The 16,258-nt window shown below is 45.9% G+C and carries 12 protein-coding genes, 1 tRNA gene and 1 riboswitch; of the genes, 5 read left to right on the top strand and 8 right to left on the bottom strand.

Annotation, left to right across the window (positions count from 1 at the left end; all coding sequences use genetic code 11):
- Positions 1–127 precede the first annotated feature (127 nt).
- From NST74_RS02345 to NST74_RS02335, 3 genes are all read right to left on the bottom strand, one after another.
- Positions 128–586 carry a GNAT family N-acetyltransferase gene (locus tag NST74_RS02345; protein WP_341110247.1) on the bottom strand — a complete coding sequence of 153 codons (459 nt, stop codon included), beginning with the start codon at positions 584–586 and terminating at the stop codon, positions 128–130.
- Positions 587–995: 409 nt separating this feature from the next.
- Positions 996–1,067 (bottom strand) — tRNA-Thr (locus tag NST74_RS02340).
- A 97-nt stretch (positions 1,068–1,164) separates the two neighbouring features.
- Complete coding sequence (locus NST74_RS02335) at positions 1,165–1,473, bottom strand: MTH1187 family thiamine-binding protein (protein WP_042123742.1); 309 nt, start codon at positions 1,471–1,473, stop codon at positions 1,165–1,167.
- Positions 1,474–1,843: 370 nt separating this feature from the next.
- A riboswitch (cobalamin riboswitch) is annotated at positions 1,844–2,078 on the top strand.
- A 217-nt stretch (positions 2,079–2,295) separates the two neighbouring features.
- Between NST74_RS02335 and NST74_RS02330 the strand changes: the two genes are divergently transcribed.
- From NST74_RS02330 to NST74_RS02315, 4 genes are all read left to right on the top strand, one after another.
- Positions 2,296–4,281, top strand: coding sequence for an anaerobic ribonucleoside triphosphate reductase (locus NST74_RS02330; protein WP_341110246.1), 1,986 nt, complete (start codon positions 2,296–2,298; stop codon positions 4,279–4,281).
- A complete protein-coding gene (gene nrdG, locus NST74_RS02325) occupies positions 4,278–4,793 on the top strand; it encodes an anaerobic ribonucleoside-triphosphate reductase activating protein (RefSeq protein ID WP_042123739.1) in 516 nt (171 codons plus the stop codon). Before NST74_RS02330 ends, nrdG begins: the two co-directional genes overlap by 4 nt.
- A 55-nt stretch (positions 4,794–4,848) precedes the next feature.
- Positions 4,849–7,182, top strand: a complete 2,334-nt coding sequence (locus NST74_RS02320; RefSeq protein ID WP_042123737.1) for a ribonucleoside-diphosphate reductase subunit alpha — start codon at positions 4,849–4,851, stop codon at positions 7,180–7,182.
- A 232-nt stretch (positions 7,183–7,414) separates the two neighbouring features.
- On the top strand, positions 7,415–8,446 hold the full coding sequence (locus NST74_RS02315; protein WP_042123735.1) for a ribonucleotide-diphosphate reductase subunit beta: 1,032 nt from the start codon (positions 7,415–7,417) through the stop codon (positions 8,444–8,446).
- Positions 8,447–8,617: 171 nt separating this feature from the next.
- Here the strand turns inward: NST74_RS02315 and ssuE are convergent, their stop codons facing one another.
- Positions 8,618–9,166, bottom strand: coding sequence for an NADPH-dependent FMN reductase (gene ssuE / locus NST74_RS02310; RefSeq protein ID WP_042123733.1), 549 nt, complete (start codon positions 9,164–9,166; stop codon positions 8,618–8,620).
- A gap of 498 nt (positions 9,167–9,664) precedes the next feature.
- Here ssuE and serS point away from each other — a divergent pair, with 498 nt between their 5' ends.
- The gene (serS, locus tag NST74_RS02305) at positions 9,665–10,963 is read left to right on the top strand and encodes a serine--tRNA ligase (RefSeq protein ID WP_341110245.1); all 1,299 of its coding nucleotides are present in this window, start codon (positions 9,665–9,667) and stop codon (positions 10,961–10,963) included.
- Positions 10,964–11,032: 69 nt separating this feature from the next.
- Here the strand turns inward: serS and NST74_RS02300 are convergent, their stop codons facing one another.
- The 4 genes from NST74_RS02300 to NST74_RS02285 form a co-directional block, all read right to left on the bottom strand.
- Entirely contained in the window at positions 11,033–11,671 is a 639-nt protein-coding gene (locus NST74_RS02300; RefSeq protein ID WP_341110244.1) for a histidine phosphatase family protein, read from the bottom strand.
- Between the two features lie 38 nt (positions 11,672–11,709).
- The gene (locus NST74_RS02295; protein WP_341110243.1) at positions 11,710–12,513 is read right to left on the bottom strand and encodes an aminoglycoside N(3)-acetyltransferase; all 804 of its coding nucleotides are present in this window, start codon (positions 12,511–12,513) and stop codon (positions 11,710–11,712) included.
- Between the two features lie 148 nt (positions 12,514–12,661).
- Positions 12,662–14,221, bottom strand: coding sequence for a response regulator (locus NST74_RS02290; RefSeq protein WP_341110242.1), 1,560 nt, complete (start codon positions 14,219–14,221; stop codon positions 12,662–12,664).
- Positions 14,218–16,182 (bottom strand): cache domain-containing sensor histidine kinase, encoded by a 1,965-nt coding sequence (locus tag NST74_RS02285; RefSeq protein WP_341110241.1) that lies wholly within the window; start codon positions 16,180–16,182, stop codon positions 14,218–14,220. Before NST74_RS02285 ends, NST74_RS02290 begins: the two co-directional genes overlap by 4 nt.
- Between the last annotated feature and the right edge of the window lie 76 nt (positions 16,183–16,258).

Raw genomic sequence — 16,258 nt, 5'->3', positions numbered from 1 at the left:
CTATAAGTAGCGTGTTGTCATAATATTTGATGCATAGTATGGTCGAATGCGACAGAAAAAGACCTACATATTGATTAATTGTTGGTCTACTTAAGTAATTCCTTATTCAACTATCGTACCCGTTAGATCAACGATGGTGATCGCTTGGTAATTCCCAGTTAATCATTCCATTCTCTATTCCGGTTCTTGTCATCTTCAATTTCTCCAGAACTTTTATGGATGGAATGTTATCTATAAGACACTCTGCCACAATTTTTTTTGCTTTTCTTGAAGATAATGCCCATTCAATAATTGCTCCAACCGACTCTGTAGCTATCCCCTTGTTATGCATTTCCGGAATAATACCAAATCCAACTTCTACAATTCCTTGATTATCAGGTTTTCCTTTAAATCCAATGTCCCCAATAACTTGATTATTATCAGCTAAAGTTACAAACCACGCACCCCAGCCCAACAATTCCGGGTCCTCCTTAAGGTTATCTAAATAATTGACGATATGCTTTCTAATAGAATACGTTTCAGATACCTTCTTGTAATTCTCTGGATTAAAAGCAGTGATGATTAGTCGTTCAGTTATGATTTGCAAAATTATCAATTCCCCCCTCGTGAATTAACTATCGTCCCCGGTAAGCGGAATGTACCGTACCGAGTAAATTAAATCTGCGCATTCTTCGGAAGTGTTAAAAATTTTAACTTTGTTCATCCTGGAAATACCACTCATTGATAAATTAATTCCATTTTAACTTTGAAACTGTAAGACTGGAGAGAAAAAACAACTATAATTGAACTATACTGCTCGCTAGTCAACAAGAGAGATAAACAGTATGGTCCAATTGTTCCGTTAGCTCCGCCCACTGGGTATCCAAGGGCAATATAAAACGCCCCCCACTCTACTCGACTAAAGGTTAGAAGATTGTTAGAAGCCAGGGGCTTTAATAAAAAAAAGCGCGATCCCGAATAACCGGGAACCCGCGCCGTTGTCGAATTCTTGAGGATGCTGGTGAAGGGAATTGAACCCCCGGCCTACGCATTACGAGTGCGTTGCTCTACCCCTGAGCTACACCAGCTTATAGCTAATTTTTCTGTCAAACAAAAAACATTATACAACTTTCAGCTAGAAACGCAAGCCTATTTCTCCCTGTTTTCTACTCTCCTAGACTGCTGCTACTCCACCTGTAGCTTACGCTCCACAGACTCCAGCTTTCCACGGCTAGTGGAGGGCTTATCGCGGCGGTCGTCTATTTTAAGCGAGGTTGAGACACGTTCTGCACCTGCGGCAAAAGGAGACTCATGCAATGCTTCCACCGCTGCAAATATACGTTGGAGAGGTCCTTCAATGATTGTACCCATCGATGTAAGTTCATAAGTAATTCCTTCTACCGTCTGCAGCACTCGCTGCATATCCGCAACATAACTGCTAAGGCTGGTACTGCCTGTTCCAATCGGAATAACGGTTACTTCAGCAATAGGCATGGGAATACCTCCTTCGAATTTTAAAGTATGTCTCCATCTATTGTAACAACTCCACCGCTCTCCCACAAATGATGGCCGCATTATTATGCCCCTTCTTTTCCGCCAAGTACTCCGAAATACAGCCTTCGCCACGAGTACTTTCTCTTACATGAATTCTAGGGTCGTCCGCACTACATTTATGGACTATTTGTGGCATCTTTTCGGACAATTTATGAATCATTTTCCATGTGCCTGTGGATCAATTGTGGATTACTTATGGACAGCCTGTGGATCAATTGTGGAGTACTTTTAAAGAAGCCGCTCCCCGCTTGGGTTTTCTAAAAAACTGTTTACAAACACAACATCTTGGGTTATTTTTATCTAATCACAACAAAATATAGTGGAGACAGGCGCTTTGATCCTTTATTGGAATTAGAGCTTAATAGGGAAGTGCGGTGAGATTCCGCTGCGGTCCCGCCACTGTAACCGGATGTCCTTCACAAGCTTTTAGAAGCTTAAGGCGGACAGATCTCCCAGCAGAAGCCACTGAGAGTTACGAACCCCCTTGGGAAGGCGCTGAGAGATCCTGCGGAAGCCAGGAGACCTGCCAGTTTCGACGACACCAACTATGAGTGCCTGCGAGGAACAGGAACGGTGTCCGCATGCGGTCATCTTCTGAGAGACCACCGCAAATATCCGTGTGGATATTTACATAACGCATCGGGCATTTTCTGCCATCCTCGCTAGGGGATGCTTTTTTTATGAGATCAGAATGAATATACGGCCGCTTATGCGGTCCAACTTCTTAATGATAGGACGATAGACTGAGAGGAGAGCTATACAATGACGTTGTTGGAGAGACAATTTAACGGTACAACAAATGCACGAGAAGTTCTTTTAGAAGAGCTCATTGATTTAGGGCGCGATATTATCGACAGTCGGGATTTGGACTTACTGCGCGAGAATGCCAATTTGAACGGAGAGAGTTTCTCCGGTAAAATGAGCAAGTTCGGCAGTGAATATTCAAAATGGTATGCCCGCAACTTTACGATGCCACCGCAGCTAGTGCAGGCCATTGATGACAATGTCGTCTATGTGCATGATCTGGATCAATACGCGATCGGAACGACGAACTGTATTTTTATCCCGTTTGATAAACTTCTCCGCGAAGGCTTCAACACCGGCAACGGCAGTGTTCGTCCTCCAAACTCCATAATGACGGCTATGTCACTGGTAGCAATCATTTTTCAATCCCAGCAAAATGCTCAATATGGCGGTGTATCCGCTAATAAGCTCGACTATGATCTAGCCCCTTATGTAACCAAATCCTTCGCTAAGCTATTCCGCAAGGGTCTGGATTATTTTGAAGAAGGACAAGCTGATGAATCTTTGGGCGAGATTACGATGAGCCGGACCGATCTGGCGGAGTTATATCCGAAAGCGTTCCGTTTTGCACTAAAAGAGACCGAGATTGAGACCCTACAAGCGGCGGAAAGTATGGTACATAATCTCAATACCATGTCCAGCCGATCCGGTGGGCAAATTCCGTTCACCAGCATTAACTACGGGACTTGTACTTCACCAGAAGGTCAGCTTGTGATCAGCTCCCTGCTAACAGCAACGATGAACGGACTTGGCAGCGGAGAGACACCTGTGTTCCCGATTCAAATCTTCAAATGTAAGCAAGGCGTCAATCAACAGCAAGGTGATCCGAACTATGAATTGTTCCTAAAAGCAGCGGAATGTTCTGCACGCAGACTATATCCGAACTTCGCTAATCTGGACGCTCCGCTCAACTTGCAGTATTATGATCCAAGTGATCCTGATACGGAATTTGCTACAATGGGCTGCCGCACCCGCGTGCTCGGTGACCGTTTTGGGCGTAATCATTGCTCCGGAAAGGGCAACCTTTCCTTTAATACATTGAATCTGGTTCGACTCGGTCTGGCACACGGCACAGTAACGGGCCGACGTACCGTCGCAGACGAAGCTGGCTTCTATGAAGATCTAAATCATTATATGGATATTGCGCTGGAAGGACTTCTTCATCGTTTCAACATCCAAGCCGCGCAAAAAGCTAAAGCGTCCGATTTCATGATGCGAGAAGGCGTCTGGGAAGGCGGCGAAAATCTCGCTCCTGAAGACTCTGTAGGCGAACTGCTGAAGCATGGCAGTCTTTCGCTTGGCTTCATCGGTATGGCGGAATGCATGAAAGCCATGTATGGCAAACACCATGGCGAGGATATGGAAGTCCATGCCAAGGCTGTGGCTATCGTTCGTCATATGCGGGAGTATTGCGACCTTAAAAGTGAGGAACTGAATCTCAACATCACTTTGTTCGCAACACCAGCCGAAGGCTTGTCCGGCAAATTCACCAAGATTGATCGCAAGGTACTGGGTTCTATTCCGGGTGTAACTGACCGTGAGTATTATACGAACTCTTTCCACATCCCTGTGTACTACGATCTAGGTGCTGCTCAGAAGATCAGCTTGGAAGCTCCTTTCCATGAATACTGCAACGCCGGGGCTATTTCTTATGTCGAATTAAATGGCAATGCCCGCAGTAATCCGTCCGCCTTTATCAAAATCATTAAATACGCACTAGAACAGCAGGTCAGCTATTTCAGCATTAACCACCCGATTGACCGCTGCTCCGGCTGCGGATACGAAGGCGTAATCGGGACAAACTGTCCTTCCTGCGGCGTGCATGAGAAAGACGTTCATATCCGCCGTTTGCGTAGAGTTACAGGTTATTTAACCGGCGACTACCAGACCCGCTTTAATGCCGCCAAGCAAGCTGAAGTAAGAGACCGCGTTAAGCATCTATGAATATTTGCGGTTACTACCCGGAGTCGATTAACGAGGGAGAGGGCATGCGGGCCGTCCTCTTCCTCAGCGGCTGCCGCCATCGTTGCCCGGGATGTTTTAATCCCGAGACGTGGAATTTTAAATACGGTGAAGTCTTCACCCTGGAACGTCAACACGAAATCATTGCAGAAATTGCCGCTAATCCACTGCTTGATGGTTTAACACTGGCCGGTGGTGATCCTTTTTTCTCGGCTGAGGAGGTTCTGGGATTCATTCATGAGCTTCGCGCCGTGCTCCCAGGCTTTAATATCTGGATTTACAGTGGTTATACGTATGAGGAACTAATCGCCCTTCCCGGTTCGCCGGAGTGGAATCTACTTACGCAGTGTCAGGTGTTAATAGATGGACGATTTATAGAAGAACTGAAAGATACTACACTTCCTTACCGAGGAAGCTCTAACCAACGCATCATCGACATTCCGGCCAGTATGAACGGCTCGGAGGTCTTTCTGTGGCAGCCTACTGCGCTATAATATATCAATTTTTGATATTCAAAATTAACCCAAAATAAGAAGGGATGAAATAACCATGCCACAATTCGTAGTAAAACCAGACAATCGCCAACTGGCTTTTGATGAGAAGCGCCTTTCCGTCTACGCCGACCGTATCTTGGAAGGTCTTGATCAACTAAATAAAGAAACTTTGCTGCGGGGAGTAATTTCCAAATTGCGCCGTGACTCCGTAAGCGGAGAAGAAATCAGCAACGCCTTCACTATGAGTGCTCTAGAGCTTGTAACAAAGGAAGAGCCTACTTGGAAGTTTGCAGCTGCCCGTGCCCTTCTGACTACTCTTTATAAAAAAGCAGCCGTTCATCGCCGCTATAAAGCTTATCCAGAAGAGCCTTACGGTGAGTTGTACCCGCTAATTACGGATCTCGTAAAAAAAGGAATCTACCGTGAAGAGCTTCTAACTCACTACACTAAAGAACAAATCGTTGAGCTAGGTGGATGCATCGATTATACGCGCGACCTTCTGTTCGATTACATTGGTCTGCTTACGCTATCCGACCGTTATTTGGCGCATGATTTTGATGGCCGTGTGATGGAGCTTCCGCAAGAACGTTACATGATTATCGCTATGTACCTGATGCACCGTGAGCCAGCCGAGAAACGTCTTGAGCTTGTAAAAGAAGCTTACTGGGCCATGAGCAACATCTACATGACAGCTGCTACCCCTACCATGTCCAATGCCGGCAAAAAGGTCGCTGGACAGCTCTCCAGCTGCTTCATCGATACAGTAGACGATTCCCTTGAGGGCATCTTTGATTCCAATACAGACGTAGCACGTCTTAGCAAAATGGGCGGCGGCATCGGCGTCTACCTTGGTAAAGTACGGGCACGTGGTTCGGATATCCGTGGTCACAAAAACACTAGCTCCGGCGTAATCCCTTGGATTCGCCAATTGAACAATACAGCAGTCAGCGTAGATCAGCTTGGTACACGTAAAGGCGCTGTCGCTGTCTACCTTGATGTATTCCATAAAGATATTCTCGCTTTCCTCGATCTTAAGCTGAATAACGGCGACGAGCGTATGCGTGCACATGACGTGTTCCACGGGGTTACCCTGCCGGATCTGTTCATGGAAGCTGTTGAATCGCGCAGCCACTGGAACCTCTTCTGCCCACATGAAGTGAAGAAGGTTATGGGCTGGACGGATGAGAATGGTCGTCCGCTTGGTCTGGAAGACTTCTACGATGAAGAGCTTGGTAAAGGCACTTTCCGTGAAAAGTATGCTGAAGCAACAGCTAATCTGGAATTGTCCCGTATTACAGTACCTGCGATTGACATCATGAAACGGATTATGAAATCACAGCTTGAAACAGGTACTCCATATATGTTCTACCGTGATACGGTTAACCGGACGAACCCGAACCGTCACCAAGGTATGGTCTTCTCTTCCAACCTGTGCACAGAAATTATGCAGAATCAATCCGCTACCGTTATTGAACAGGAAGAATTAGTAACCAAAGATGGCAAGACCCGGATTGTTATCTCCAAAATCCCTGGCGATTTCGTAGTCTGCAACCTGAATTCGATTCACTTGGCACGTGCGATTCCAGCTGGTGTGCTGGAAAGACTTGTACCTATCCAAGTACGTATGCTGGACAACGTAATCGACATTAATAATATTGAAGTTCTGCAAGCACAATACACGAACAGCCAGTACCGCGCAGTGGGTCTCGGCACATTCGGCTTGCATCACCTATTGGCACTTAAGGGCATTCGTTGGGAATCCGATGAAGCCGTAGAATATAACAATCATTTGTATGAGCACATCAACTACCTGTTGGTACGTTCGAGCATGGAGCTTGCCCGTGAAAAAGGCCGTTATCCGAAGTTCGCTGGTTCCGATTGGGAGACAGGTGCATACTTTACTTCACGCGGCTACGTTAGCGGTGAACAAGAAGGTAAATATGTAACCACTGAACAATGGCGCGAGCTGCAAGAAGAAGTGGCTAAAGACGGTGTTCGTAACGCATGGATGTTCGCGATTGCACCGAACGGCTCCACATCGATTATTGCCGGCTCCACAGCCAGCATTGATCCTTTGTATGAACTGCTTTCCTATGAAGAGAAAACAACTTACAAGATCGCTAACCCAGCACCGGATCTGTCCGACAAGACGATCTGGTACTATAAAACAGCTTTCACAATTGACCAAAACTGGTCAATCCGCATGGCTTCTGCTCGTCAGCGTCACGTCGATCAAGGTCAAAGCTTCAACCTGTATGTTCGTCCTGATATCAAGGCTACCGAGTTCCTTGAGCTGCATCTGAACGCCTGGAAGGGCGGATTGAAATCAACTTATTATGTGCGTAGCCGTGCTTTGACAATAGAAGAGTGTGATTCTTGCGCTAGCTAAGAGCATTCTACTCGAATACCTAAAGCCTTAACCGTCACTACGAGAAATGTTTGGGCTTCCGGTCGCTGTTATCCTCAGATTTCTTGATTTATACCGTCTTCGCGGTAGAAATCCGAGGATAAAGGCGAACGCTATCGCTCCTACAGCTCCAAACTTTCTCTACGTGCCTCCGGCTTCAGATTTCCAAGTGAAAAATGCAAATTACCCGCGCAAAAAAATGGAGGGAAAATAAATGCAACTACAAAAGATTTTTAACACTGAAGCACCCAACCAATCCACACGCATCATCGACGGTGAATGCTCAGGCATTCTGAACTGGAACGATATCCGCATGCCGCATATGTACAAGCTGTACAAGGTACTGCTGCTTAATCACTGGATCGCGGATGAAATCCCAATGTCCAAAGATGCGCAACAATTCCCAATGCTGGATGCGGAAGAGCAACGCGTATTTAAGATTAATATCTCCCTGCTCGCCGTGCTAGATTCGATGCAGACGATGTTCGTCGGCGACGTGAAGCGTTATTTTACCGACTCCTCACTGGAAGCTATCTCTGCCATTATTGGACAACAGGAAGTAGTGCATAACCAATCCTATTCCTATGTTCTATCCTCTATTGTGTCGGATAGTGAACAGAAAGAGATTTTTGAATATTGGAAGAAGGATCCGGTTCTACTGGAGCGTAATCAGTTTATCTCCGACATTTATCAAGAGTTCCGTGATAATCCATCAAAACAAACCTTTTTCCATGCGCTGGTAGCGGATCTCATCCTGGAAGGGATTTTCTTCTACAGCACCTTCGCCTTCTTCTACAATCTGGCCCGTGACCAGAAGATGATGGCAACCAGCCAAATGATCTCTTATATCCAACGTGACGAGAATCAGCACTGCTACTTCTTCGCAGAAGTATTTAAACAGCTGCTTGTAGATTTCCCTGAGTTGAACACTAAGGAGAACATGGATTACGTGTACCGTACGATCGACCGCGCGGTAGAGCTCGAAACCAACTGGGCTTACTATACCCTCACTAATGTCCGCGGTATTGATCTTAACGAGCTTAGCGACTACATCAAATATACAGCGAACAAACGCTTAACCTTGATGGGTATGGAAAAAGCTTACCAGGGCGTTGACGTAAACTGCATGCCTTGGATCAAGCCTTTCTCCGATGATGCGCTTAATGCCACCAAAACCGACTTCTTCGAAGCTAAATCCCGTAACTACGGTAAGGTTGGCGACGATAACGGATTCGACGATTTGTAAGACCGGATTATAACGAACCCTATATAAAAAAAGAGGCCATTCTCTACTTTCACAGTGAGATGGCCTCTTTGCTATAGCAAAAAGCGTCCCTTCACCCCTTGTATCAGGTATGAATGAGACGCTAATATATTTGATATGAATCCATCCGAAGCAGAATCTCTGCTGCGTAGTCTATACCTTACGCTCTACTCGATGTGTAGTTTCTTCTGCCAGCTCAGCTAACGCATCATTCAGACGCAGCTTCAGCTCCTCAGCAAGCTCTACCACTCCGTGATCATTACGAACCACCTGAGAATCCACAGCATACACACCACCGAGAATATAGCGTGCGCCGAGTACAGACAACACAGGCTTCAACGCATAATCAATCGTAAGAAGATGTGCAAGACTGCCGCCCATGAAGAGCGGGAGTACGATTTTACCGGCCAACCCCTTTTGTGGAACTAGATCCAAGAAGGTCTTCAGCACGCCTGTATAGGAGGCTTTATAAACCGGGCTAACCACGATTACCGCGTCCGCTTCGGCTACAAGGCCATTCGCTTTGACGATAGAATCGCTCTCAAACTTGGTATGAATCAAATCTTCCGCTGGTAGCTCGGCTACGTTAATACGCTCAACCTCAAAGCCCTGATCGGTTAAGCTTGCCTCCGCATACTCTATAACTGCATTTATGCGCGATACCAGGGAAGGCGTTCCGTTAATCACAACAATTTTAGCCACTTCTCCACCTCTTCCATCCCATTTAAGCAGCTTACACTGCAAATATTTATCCCGACAGGAATACTTTAAATTAATACTAATCCTATCGTAGATTAGATATTATTGTCAAACTATAAACGCTTGCGCTCATCCCACTCTTACGATATACTAAGCAACAATATTAAATCCAAAAATCAGGCCAATGACCGGCATCCAACCGTGAGGCGTCTGCGACCGGAGCCTATACTGACTCCCTAAGTTCACCGGGTTTCGCCCGTTACCGCGAAGACCAAAGAGGGTCGAATCCTTTTCTGTTGTTAAGAAGATTCGATCAACCTGGGTGGCACCGCGAGCTGACGCTCCTCGTCCCATGGATGAGGGCGTTTTTTGCGTTTTTTCAAGCTTAAACACCTTCAGCGTCCTTATAAGGACGGTAAGTGTTTATGCGAGAATTAGAAGGATAAAGTGAAGTGTGAACCTTATACTTTCTTATCTTTTAAACAAAAAGGAGCGAGCGATATGCTGGAAATGAACTGGATTAAGGATAATCAAGAACTTGTAAGAAACACTGCCACCTGGAAAAGAGTCGACTTCCCACTCGATGAATTGCTGGATTGGGATGAAAAGCGCCGGGGCCTGCGCCAAGAAACCGAACAAATGAGAGCCGAACGTAATGGGCTAACTAAAGAGGTTGAACAATTACTACGTAAGGGTGACCGCCCTTCTGGAGAGATCGTCAAGGCACAGGTACGAGAACTCAATCATCGGCTAAACCTGCTGGAAGCAGATCTGAACGAGGCTGAAAGCCGCTGTAGAGAGCTCATGCTGCTCGCACCGAATCCAGTGTCGCAGGACACACCCATCGGTCACGATGATCAAGATAACGTAGAACTGCGGCTGAATGGAGCTGTGCCGGAATTCGCCTTTACGCCTCGTGATCATGTGGAGCTAGGCGAGCTGCACGATATCATTGATATCCCCCGTGGCGTCAAAGCCGGTGGGCCTCGCAGCTATGTACTTAAAGGAGCAGGCCTAAGGCTACATCTCGCTGTACAGAGACTGGCTCTAGATGTTCTCACTGCACGCGGATTTACTGTGATGGATGTTCCCGTGATTGTCCGTCCGGAAGCGTTGGAACGCACGGGTTTCTTCCCTGGAGGGATGGATCAGACATACGAGCTAAGCGGAGATAACCGCTGGCTGGTGGGCACATCGGAAGTGTCGCTAGTTTCGCTCTACAGCGACGAGATTGTGGAACTAGACACACCCATGCGACTTGCTGGAATGTCGACCTGCTTCCGCCGTGAAGTTGGATCAGCCGGGCGAGATGTTCGTGGTCTGTACCGTGTTCATCAGTTCTCGAAGATCGAACAAGTCGTATTATGCCGTAATGATGAAGGTGAGTCGGACCATATGCTTCACGAAATCCTCGCGAATGCTGAGCATATTCTCCAGCTCTTAGAGCTCCCCTATCGGGTCATGGCCGTCTGCACAGGGGATATGTCCCTGAAGACACATAAGCAATATGACATCGAGACATGGATGCCTAGCAGAAGCGCATACGGTGAGACCCATTCGGCTTCTAATCTACTCGATTTCCAAGCTCGCCGTTCGGGCATCCGTTATCGGGATACGGACGGTCGCTTACAATACTGCCATACCTTAAATAACACCGCAGTGGCTACACCAAGAATTCTAATCCCGCTGCTGGAGAATCACCAGCAAGAGGATGGTTCTATCTACATCCCTCAGGCGCTGCGCAAGTATATGGATGGATTAGAGCAACTAGAGTTTCCACATCAAGCGATGAATAAATAGCACAAAAAGACGATTTTCTAAGTGCAGCAGGCACTAAGAGATCGTCTTTTTTTCAAAAAACTATCTATCCTAACTTTCCATCCCCGTCTCATTCTCTTCGTAATGACTTGTATCCCCGTGCAATAGGATCTCCGCCACGCCATCCGTAAAATCAATTCTGGATAAGCAGGTTGGATATATGTAAGGCAGATCCCACAGCTTAGGCAACTCTCTGCGCTCGAAATAAGCCATCAAGAGCTTGATCACTACCGTATGCGTTACGATAAGAATCGTCTCACCCTGATGAGCCTTGAGAATTTCCTGAAGCTTCTCTAGCGCTCTTGTCTGCACCTCTGCGAAGGTCTCGCTGCCCTCCACTTTAAACTGGTCGGGATCCTTCCAGAAATAACGATGCTGGTCCAAATACTGAGCTGCCAGTTCAGCAGAATCTCTACCTTCCCATACGCCCATGCCAATTTCTTTGAATCCATCGGAAATCTTCAGCGGAACATCCCGCTCTCCACGTATAATCTCAGCTGTACGCAGTGCTCTTGGGCTGGAGCTTGCATAAATGATATCCAGATTTATAGCCTGCATTCCCCGGCTCAACCATTCCGCCTGTTGTACGCCAAGTGTCGTGAGGTCAGAATCCATATGACCTTGCATACGATTCTGCACATTCCATTCCGTCTGCCCATGACGCGTTAAATATATCGTTGTAGTACTCATTCGCCGCCTCTCCTCCTACTCCCAAATCCAGAGATAGTCTACTTCCTGTTTCGCTCCATCCAGTTCACTGCAAAGTCAACGATTTCACGTTGCGGAATTAGTTGAGCTGTAGCTGAGGCGATATGACCATAAGTAATGAGCCCTGTCTCTTGTCCGAATTGCTCAGCCAGTTCAACGAAATCGTCAGAGTTCCAATCTAGCTCCTTGAATTCCACCCACTGCCTATGACCATCCACCATCATGGGTGCCCCGCCAATGACTTCCTTCTTTCCTTCATACAAGGCTCGGTATTCAGCAAGATGTAATGAAGTATTGTTTAGATTTCCTACACCTAGCAGCAGCACACTTCCACCCAGATCATAAATACGAGCTAGTGGAGAATCTTCCCCCAAACCGTATTCGAGGGTGTGACCATATACAATCTCATCTCTATGCTTGCCCCAAGCCGCAAATGAATGAATCGGATGATCGCTGCGCTTCACCCCTTTTTGTCTACGAAAAGAGTCTGGAATAATCCCCATCCCTCTCAGCGGAGTCAGGTCTGGATCATAAGCAGGCATCTGCTCCCGGATCGTCTGCCACCATGACTCGGGTACCGGCGGGTTACTCCAGCCAGCAGGGTCTGTCAGATCGCTGGAATGAGTCGGCATCACAAGTGTGCCTGATTCTCCGAGAACCTCCTCCAGCGCCAAAATAACGGCAACCGGCCCACCTGCCACCCATTGGCCTAGCGATTTGAAGGACGAATGCAGTAGAATCGTCATCCCCGCCTGAACACCCAGTCTCCGAAAATCCTCTGCCAGCGTCTGAACTGTAATCAAATTTCCTTGAATTTCTTCCACCCTTCATTCCTCCAAACTCTCATGTTGCCAATTCTAGCAAAGCTTCTCACAGCCATTATATAGGAGGATCACTTCTAACGACACCCATAATGTTCACTACGGTTACAAGCGCAGCAATGATTTATACTATAGCTACTTGTCCTGTCATTTACGACAAATCTTCAGACAGTATTTTGGCTCTATAATCCCCTGGAGAGATCCCTTCCAACTCTTTGAATACACGGGCAAATTGCTTACTGTTCTCAAAGCCTACTTTTTCCGAGACTTCGGCAAGCTTGCTACACCCCTTCGCTAGCAGTGCTTTTGCATGACGGATACGAACCTTTTTTAAATAAATGACAAAATTCTCACCGGTATATGCCTTGAAGGCTTCGCTAAAATAAGAATAATTCAAAGACACATGATTACTAACCATAGCCATATTTAGTGGACGAGCATAGTTCGTTTCAATATAATTCAGCGCTTCCTCCATATCAGCATGCTCCGTATGAGCAGACCGTACCCCTAAGATGTAATCATTCACACTCAGGAGTAAATTCTCAAGCGCACGATAATAATCATGGAAATGACGATAGTTATACATATTACCAACCGTACGATATAGCTTTAGCACCTCCACCGAGGCTTCGCCATATACCCGAAATACTTCATCCAGCACCTGCTCATTGATGCTCTGACCTACGTTCTCAAGATAAGACAAGTCCAGTTCCTTCAAATGCTCAGTCTGAAAAATAACGGACAGCAGGTACTTTATTTCCTTCTCACGCTCGGTTCCAAGCATATTAAGCAGCTTCCGAAGCTCCTCCTTCGGCAAAGGAAAATTACGTCGTTCTTGACTGACATCCTCATAATCCAAAAGATTTTCTTGCGGATATAAAAAAGTATACTGCAGCGCCCGGCACGCTTCCTTATAACAAGAACGAAGTACTTCGAGACTTTTTCCCTCACTGCTGATCCCGATTGATAAACCGGTTATTTCTCTAGCATCAGCTTGACGGGACAGCTCCATAAAGCTCTGAGTACTAGTCCCGATCAAGACTAATCTGCCATCCCAGTCCGTTATAATTTCCAAAAAACACTTCTCAATCGGCCCCATCAAACGTTCGATGAGCCCCTGAACTTCTGCAGATTTCATCCGTGTACCATCATTATAGTAGTAATTCAGCACACCTACAATAAAAGGAACCTCCAACCCCTCTAGCTCCGCTTGCTGCTCGGACTCCAATTGAACCTCCTGCTGCTGCAGCAGTCCCCGCAAACGGCTGGAGCGTAGCTCTTTACGAAACTGTTCTGTTTCCCGCTCTATTTTCTTGACACTGAACTCCTGTTCTTCCAGTTCCTTATGGATATGCTTCAAGATTTCGAACAGCTCATCTCGGCGAATCGGCTTAAGTAGATAATCCTTCACACGATAACGTATAGCACATTTAGCATATTCGAAATCATCATACCCACTTAGGATTACCACTGCTGGTCTTTTCTCGCCAACTTCTACAGATAACTGCTCCAAAAGCATAATTCCGTCCATCACCGGCATACGAATATCCGTAATAATAATATCTGCACCGTCTGTCTTAAATACCTCGAGCGCCTCTGCGCCGTTGCTCGCCATTATGATCGTATATGCGGACGGAAATTCCCTTTCAATCATGATCTTCAGACCTACACGGATATTTTTCTCATCATCAACGATCAGTAATTTCTTCATGGTTGTTTTTCTCCCGTCAAAAGAACTTTCGGCAAGGTCAGACGTACCATCGTCCAACTTCCTGCCTCGCTCTGTACTACAAGCCCGTATTCTTCGCCATAAAAGATTTGCAGACGCTGGTGTACATTCCGTAGCCCTATGCCACCTGCTCTTCGGTTTACATCCTTCTTCTGTTCACAAGAGCTGTCACAACATTCATCCTTAGCATATATCGCCTCGTTTAAAGCAACTAGACGTTCTGGGGTAAGACCGATACCATTATCACGAAGCTCTATGGAAATATCACCTTCCGTTTCCGAAATATGAATATGAATGTTCGGGTCCTCTAAATTCTCTTTCTCACCGTTCCAAGCATGCTTAACACTGTTCTCTACAATAGGCTGCAGTGACATTTTCAGCACCTCCAGCTCCAAATATCGAGGTTCAATATGAAGTACAAGCTTAACCGGGTACTCAAAACGAATATTCATTACTTCAATGTAATTCTCAATATGGCGGACTTCATCGCGAAGCTTCACATACTCCCCAGACCATTTGAAATTATAACGCATCATTCCACCGAGCGAAGTTAGTGCGTCTGATATCGTTCGTTGATTTTCAATTTCAGCAAGCATTTTAATATTTTCAAGTGTGTTATACAAAAAATGTGCATCTATTTGATTATGCAGCGTACGCAGCTCAGCCTCTTTGGACAATGCCTGCTTACTCACAGCCTGAGCGACCAACGTATTAATTGTATTCATTAGCTTAGAGAAATGATGGGCAAGCTCACCGACTTCTCCCCCACCCCGAATCGTAATTCCACTATAGGCTTCACCTCTGCGCACGCTTTTCATCGTTTCGGTCAATCTGCGCAGATTTTTTAGAATAAAGGCATTCATCACATAAGCGATCAACGTGAGTAAAATAATAAATCCGATGTTAGCCCCAATAATAAAGTTGCGTGTACGGGAGATATCCTTCAAAACACCCTCCGTTGAGACCACATTTAACAGATAAGCATCAATGCGTTCCAGCGGTGTGTTAATAAGTAAATAAGATTTACCGTTGGCTGAATAACTGCTATCCCATTCACCAGTAGCCCTGAAGTTCTTGTATCGTTCAGTAATAACACTGGCCATCTCCTCGTTATCCTGAAGAAAAGACTGATCCGGACGAGTAAATAGCTGGAGCTCACCATCTACAAGGAACATTTGTGTCTGGTTATCCCGTACATCGGTATATGTCTTTGGCGTAAAGCGGTTCAACATCATATCTACTTGAACCATCCCAATATGGTTGCCAGCAGGACGACTCATCTCACGTAGTAAAGAAACCTTCGGCAAACTCTCAGTCGGTGCACCCAAGTATCTCTGCATCAGATCCGGATCACTCCTTTGAAAAGACCAGTACTCCTGTCCCTCCAACTGCTGTGCTTTCTGGTACCAGGGCTCGGAAGAGACTCGCTCTTCACGAAATAAAATCGGCCAAATTTCATGCATCGTTTTACTTTTCGAATACAGCCGTAAATGCTCAATATTCGGATTATTAAATTGAATACGTGTCATATTCACATAAGCATTTGTATTAAAATCAACCAAATCTTCAAGCATCGGCTCAGTCTCATTCGCAAGAAAGTCTTTAACATCCGAGTCAGAATACGCCATCTGTGCTGCCCGCTCCATCGCTTCAATTTGATTGTGGATATGCAATTTTTCCATTTGCAGCAAATATTCATTTTTCTCAACAGCATCTCGGAAATAGGTATTGTTGATAGACTCATAAAAATAGACGGACACCAACAAGCACGGACCTATAATAATAAAAACATAGGCAGCAATCAAACGACTCTGCAGCGACCTTCGCCCCCACCAATACAAGAAGGAATTCCATATTTCTCTGCTGCGCTCACGCAAATTCTCCCTCTTCACTTCTTCAACGTTCACCTCGCTAATATCGTGAATACTTAACATACTTAACATACTTAACTTACTTAACAACTATACCTTATTCTTGTTTGAAAATAACCCAAAAACCCGCAATCAGCGGGCTTCTGGG

Source organism: Paenibacillus sp. FSL F4-0125 (assembly GCF_038008565.1).
Classification (GTDB): Bacteria; Bacillota; Bacilli; order Paenibacillales; family Paenibacillaceae; genus Paenibacillus_AQ.
Note: the sequence above shows the minus strand (reverse complement) of the source record. Positions and strands in the feature narration are given on the sequence as shown.

What these genes read in the sequence shown, in the direction of transcription:
- NST74_RS02335 (WP_042123742.1), bottom strand. Translation starts at nt 1,473, where the DNA reads ATGCCTATTGCTGAAGTAACCGTTATTCCGATTGGAACAGGCAGTACC.
- NST74_RS02330 (WP_341110246.1), top strand. Translation starts at nt 2,296, where the DNA reads ATGACGTTGTTGGAGAGACAATTTAACGGTACAACAAATGCACGAGAA.
- nrdG (WP_042123739.1), top strand. Translation starts at nt 4,278, where the DNA reads ATGAATATTTGCGGTTACTACCCGGAGTCGATTAACGAGGGAGAGGGC.
- NST74_RS02320 (WP_042123737.1), top strand. Translation starts at nt 4,849, where the DNA reads ATGCCACAATTCGTAGTAAAACCAGACAATCGCCAACTGGCTTTTGAT.
- NST74_RS02315 (WP_042123735.1), top strand. Translation starts at nt 7,415, where the DNA reads ATGCAACTACAAAAGATTTTTAACACTGAAGCACCCAACCAATCCACA.
- serS (WP_341110245.1), top strand. Translation starts at nt 9,665, where the DNA reads ATGCTGGAAATGAACTGGATTAAGGATAATCAAGAACTTGTAAGAAAC.
- NST74_RS02300 (WP_341110244.1), bottom strand. Translation starts at nt 11,671, where the DNA reads ATGAGTACTACAACGATATATTTAACGCGTCATGGGCAGACGGAATGG.
- NST74_RS02290 (WP_341110242.1), bottom strand. Translation starts at nt 14,221, where the DNA reads ATGAAGAAATTACTGATCGTTGATGATGAGAAAAATATCCGTGTAGGT.
- NST74_RS02285 (WP_341110241.1), bottom strand. Translation starts at nt 16,182, where the DNA reads ATGTTAAGTATGTTAAGTATTCACGATATTAGCGAGGTGAACGTTGAA.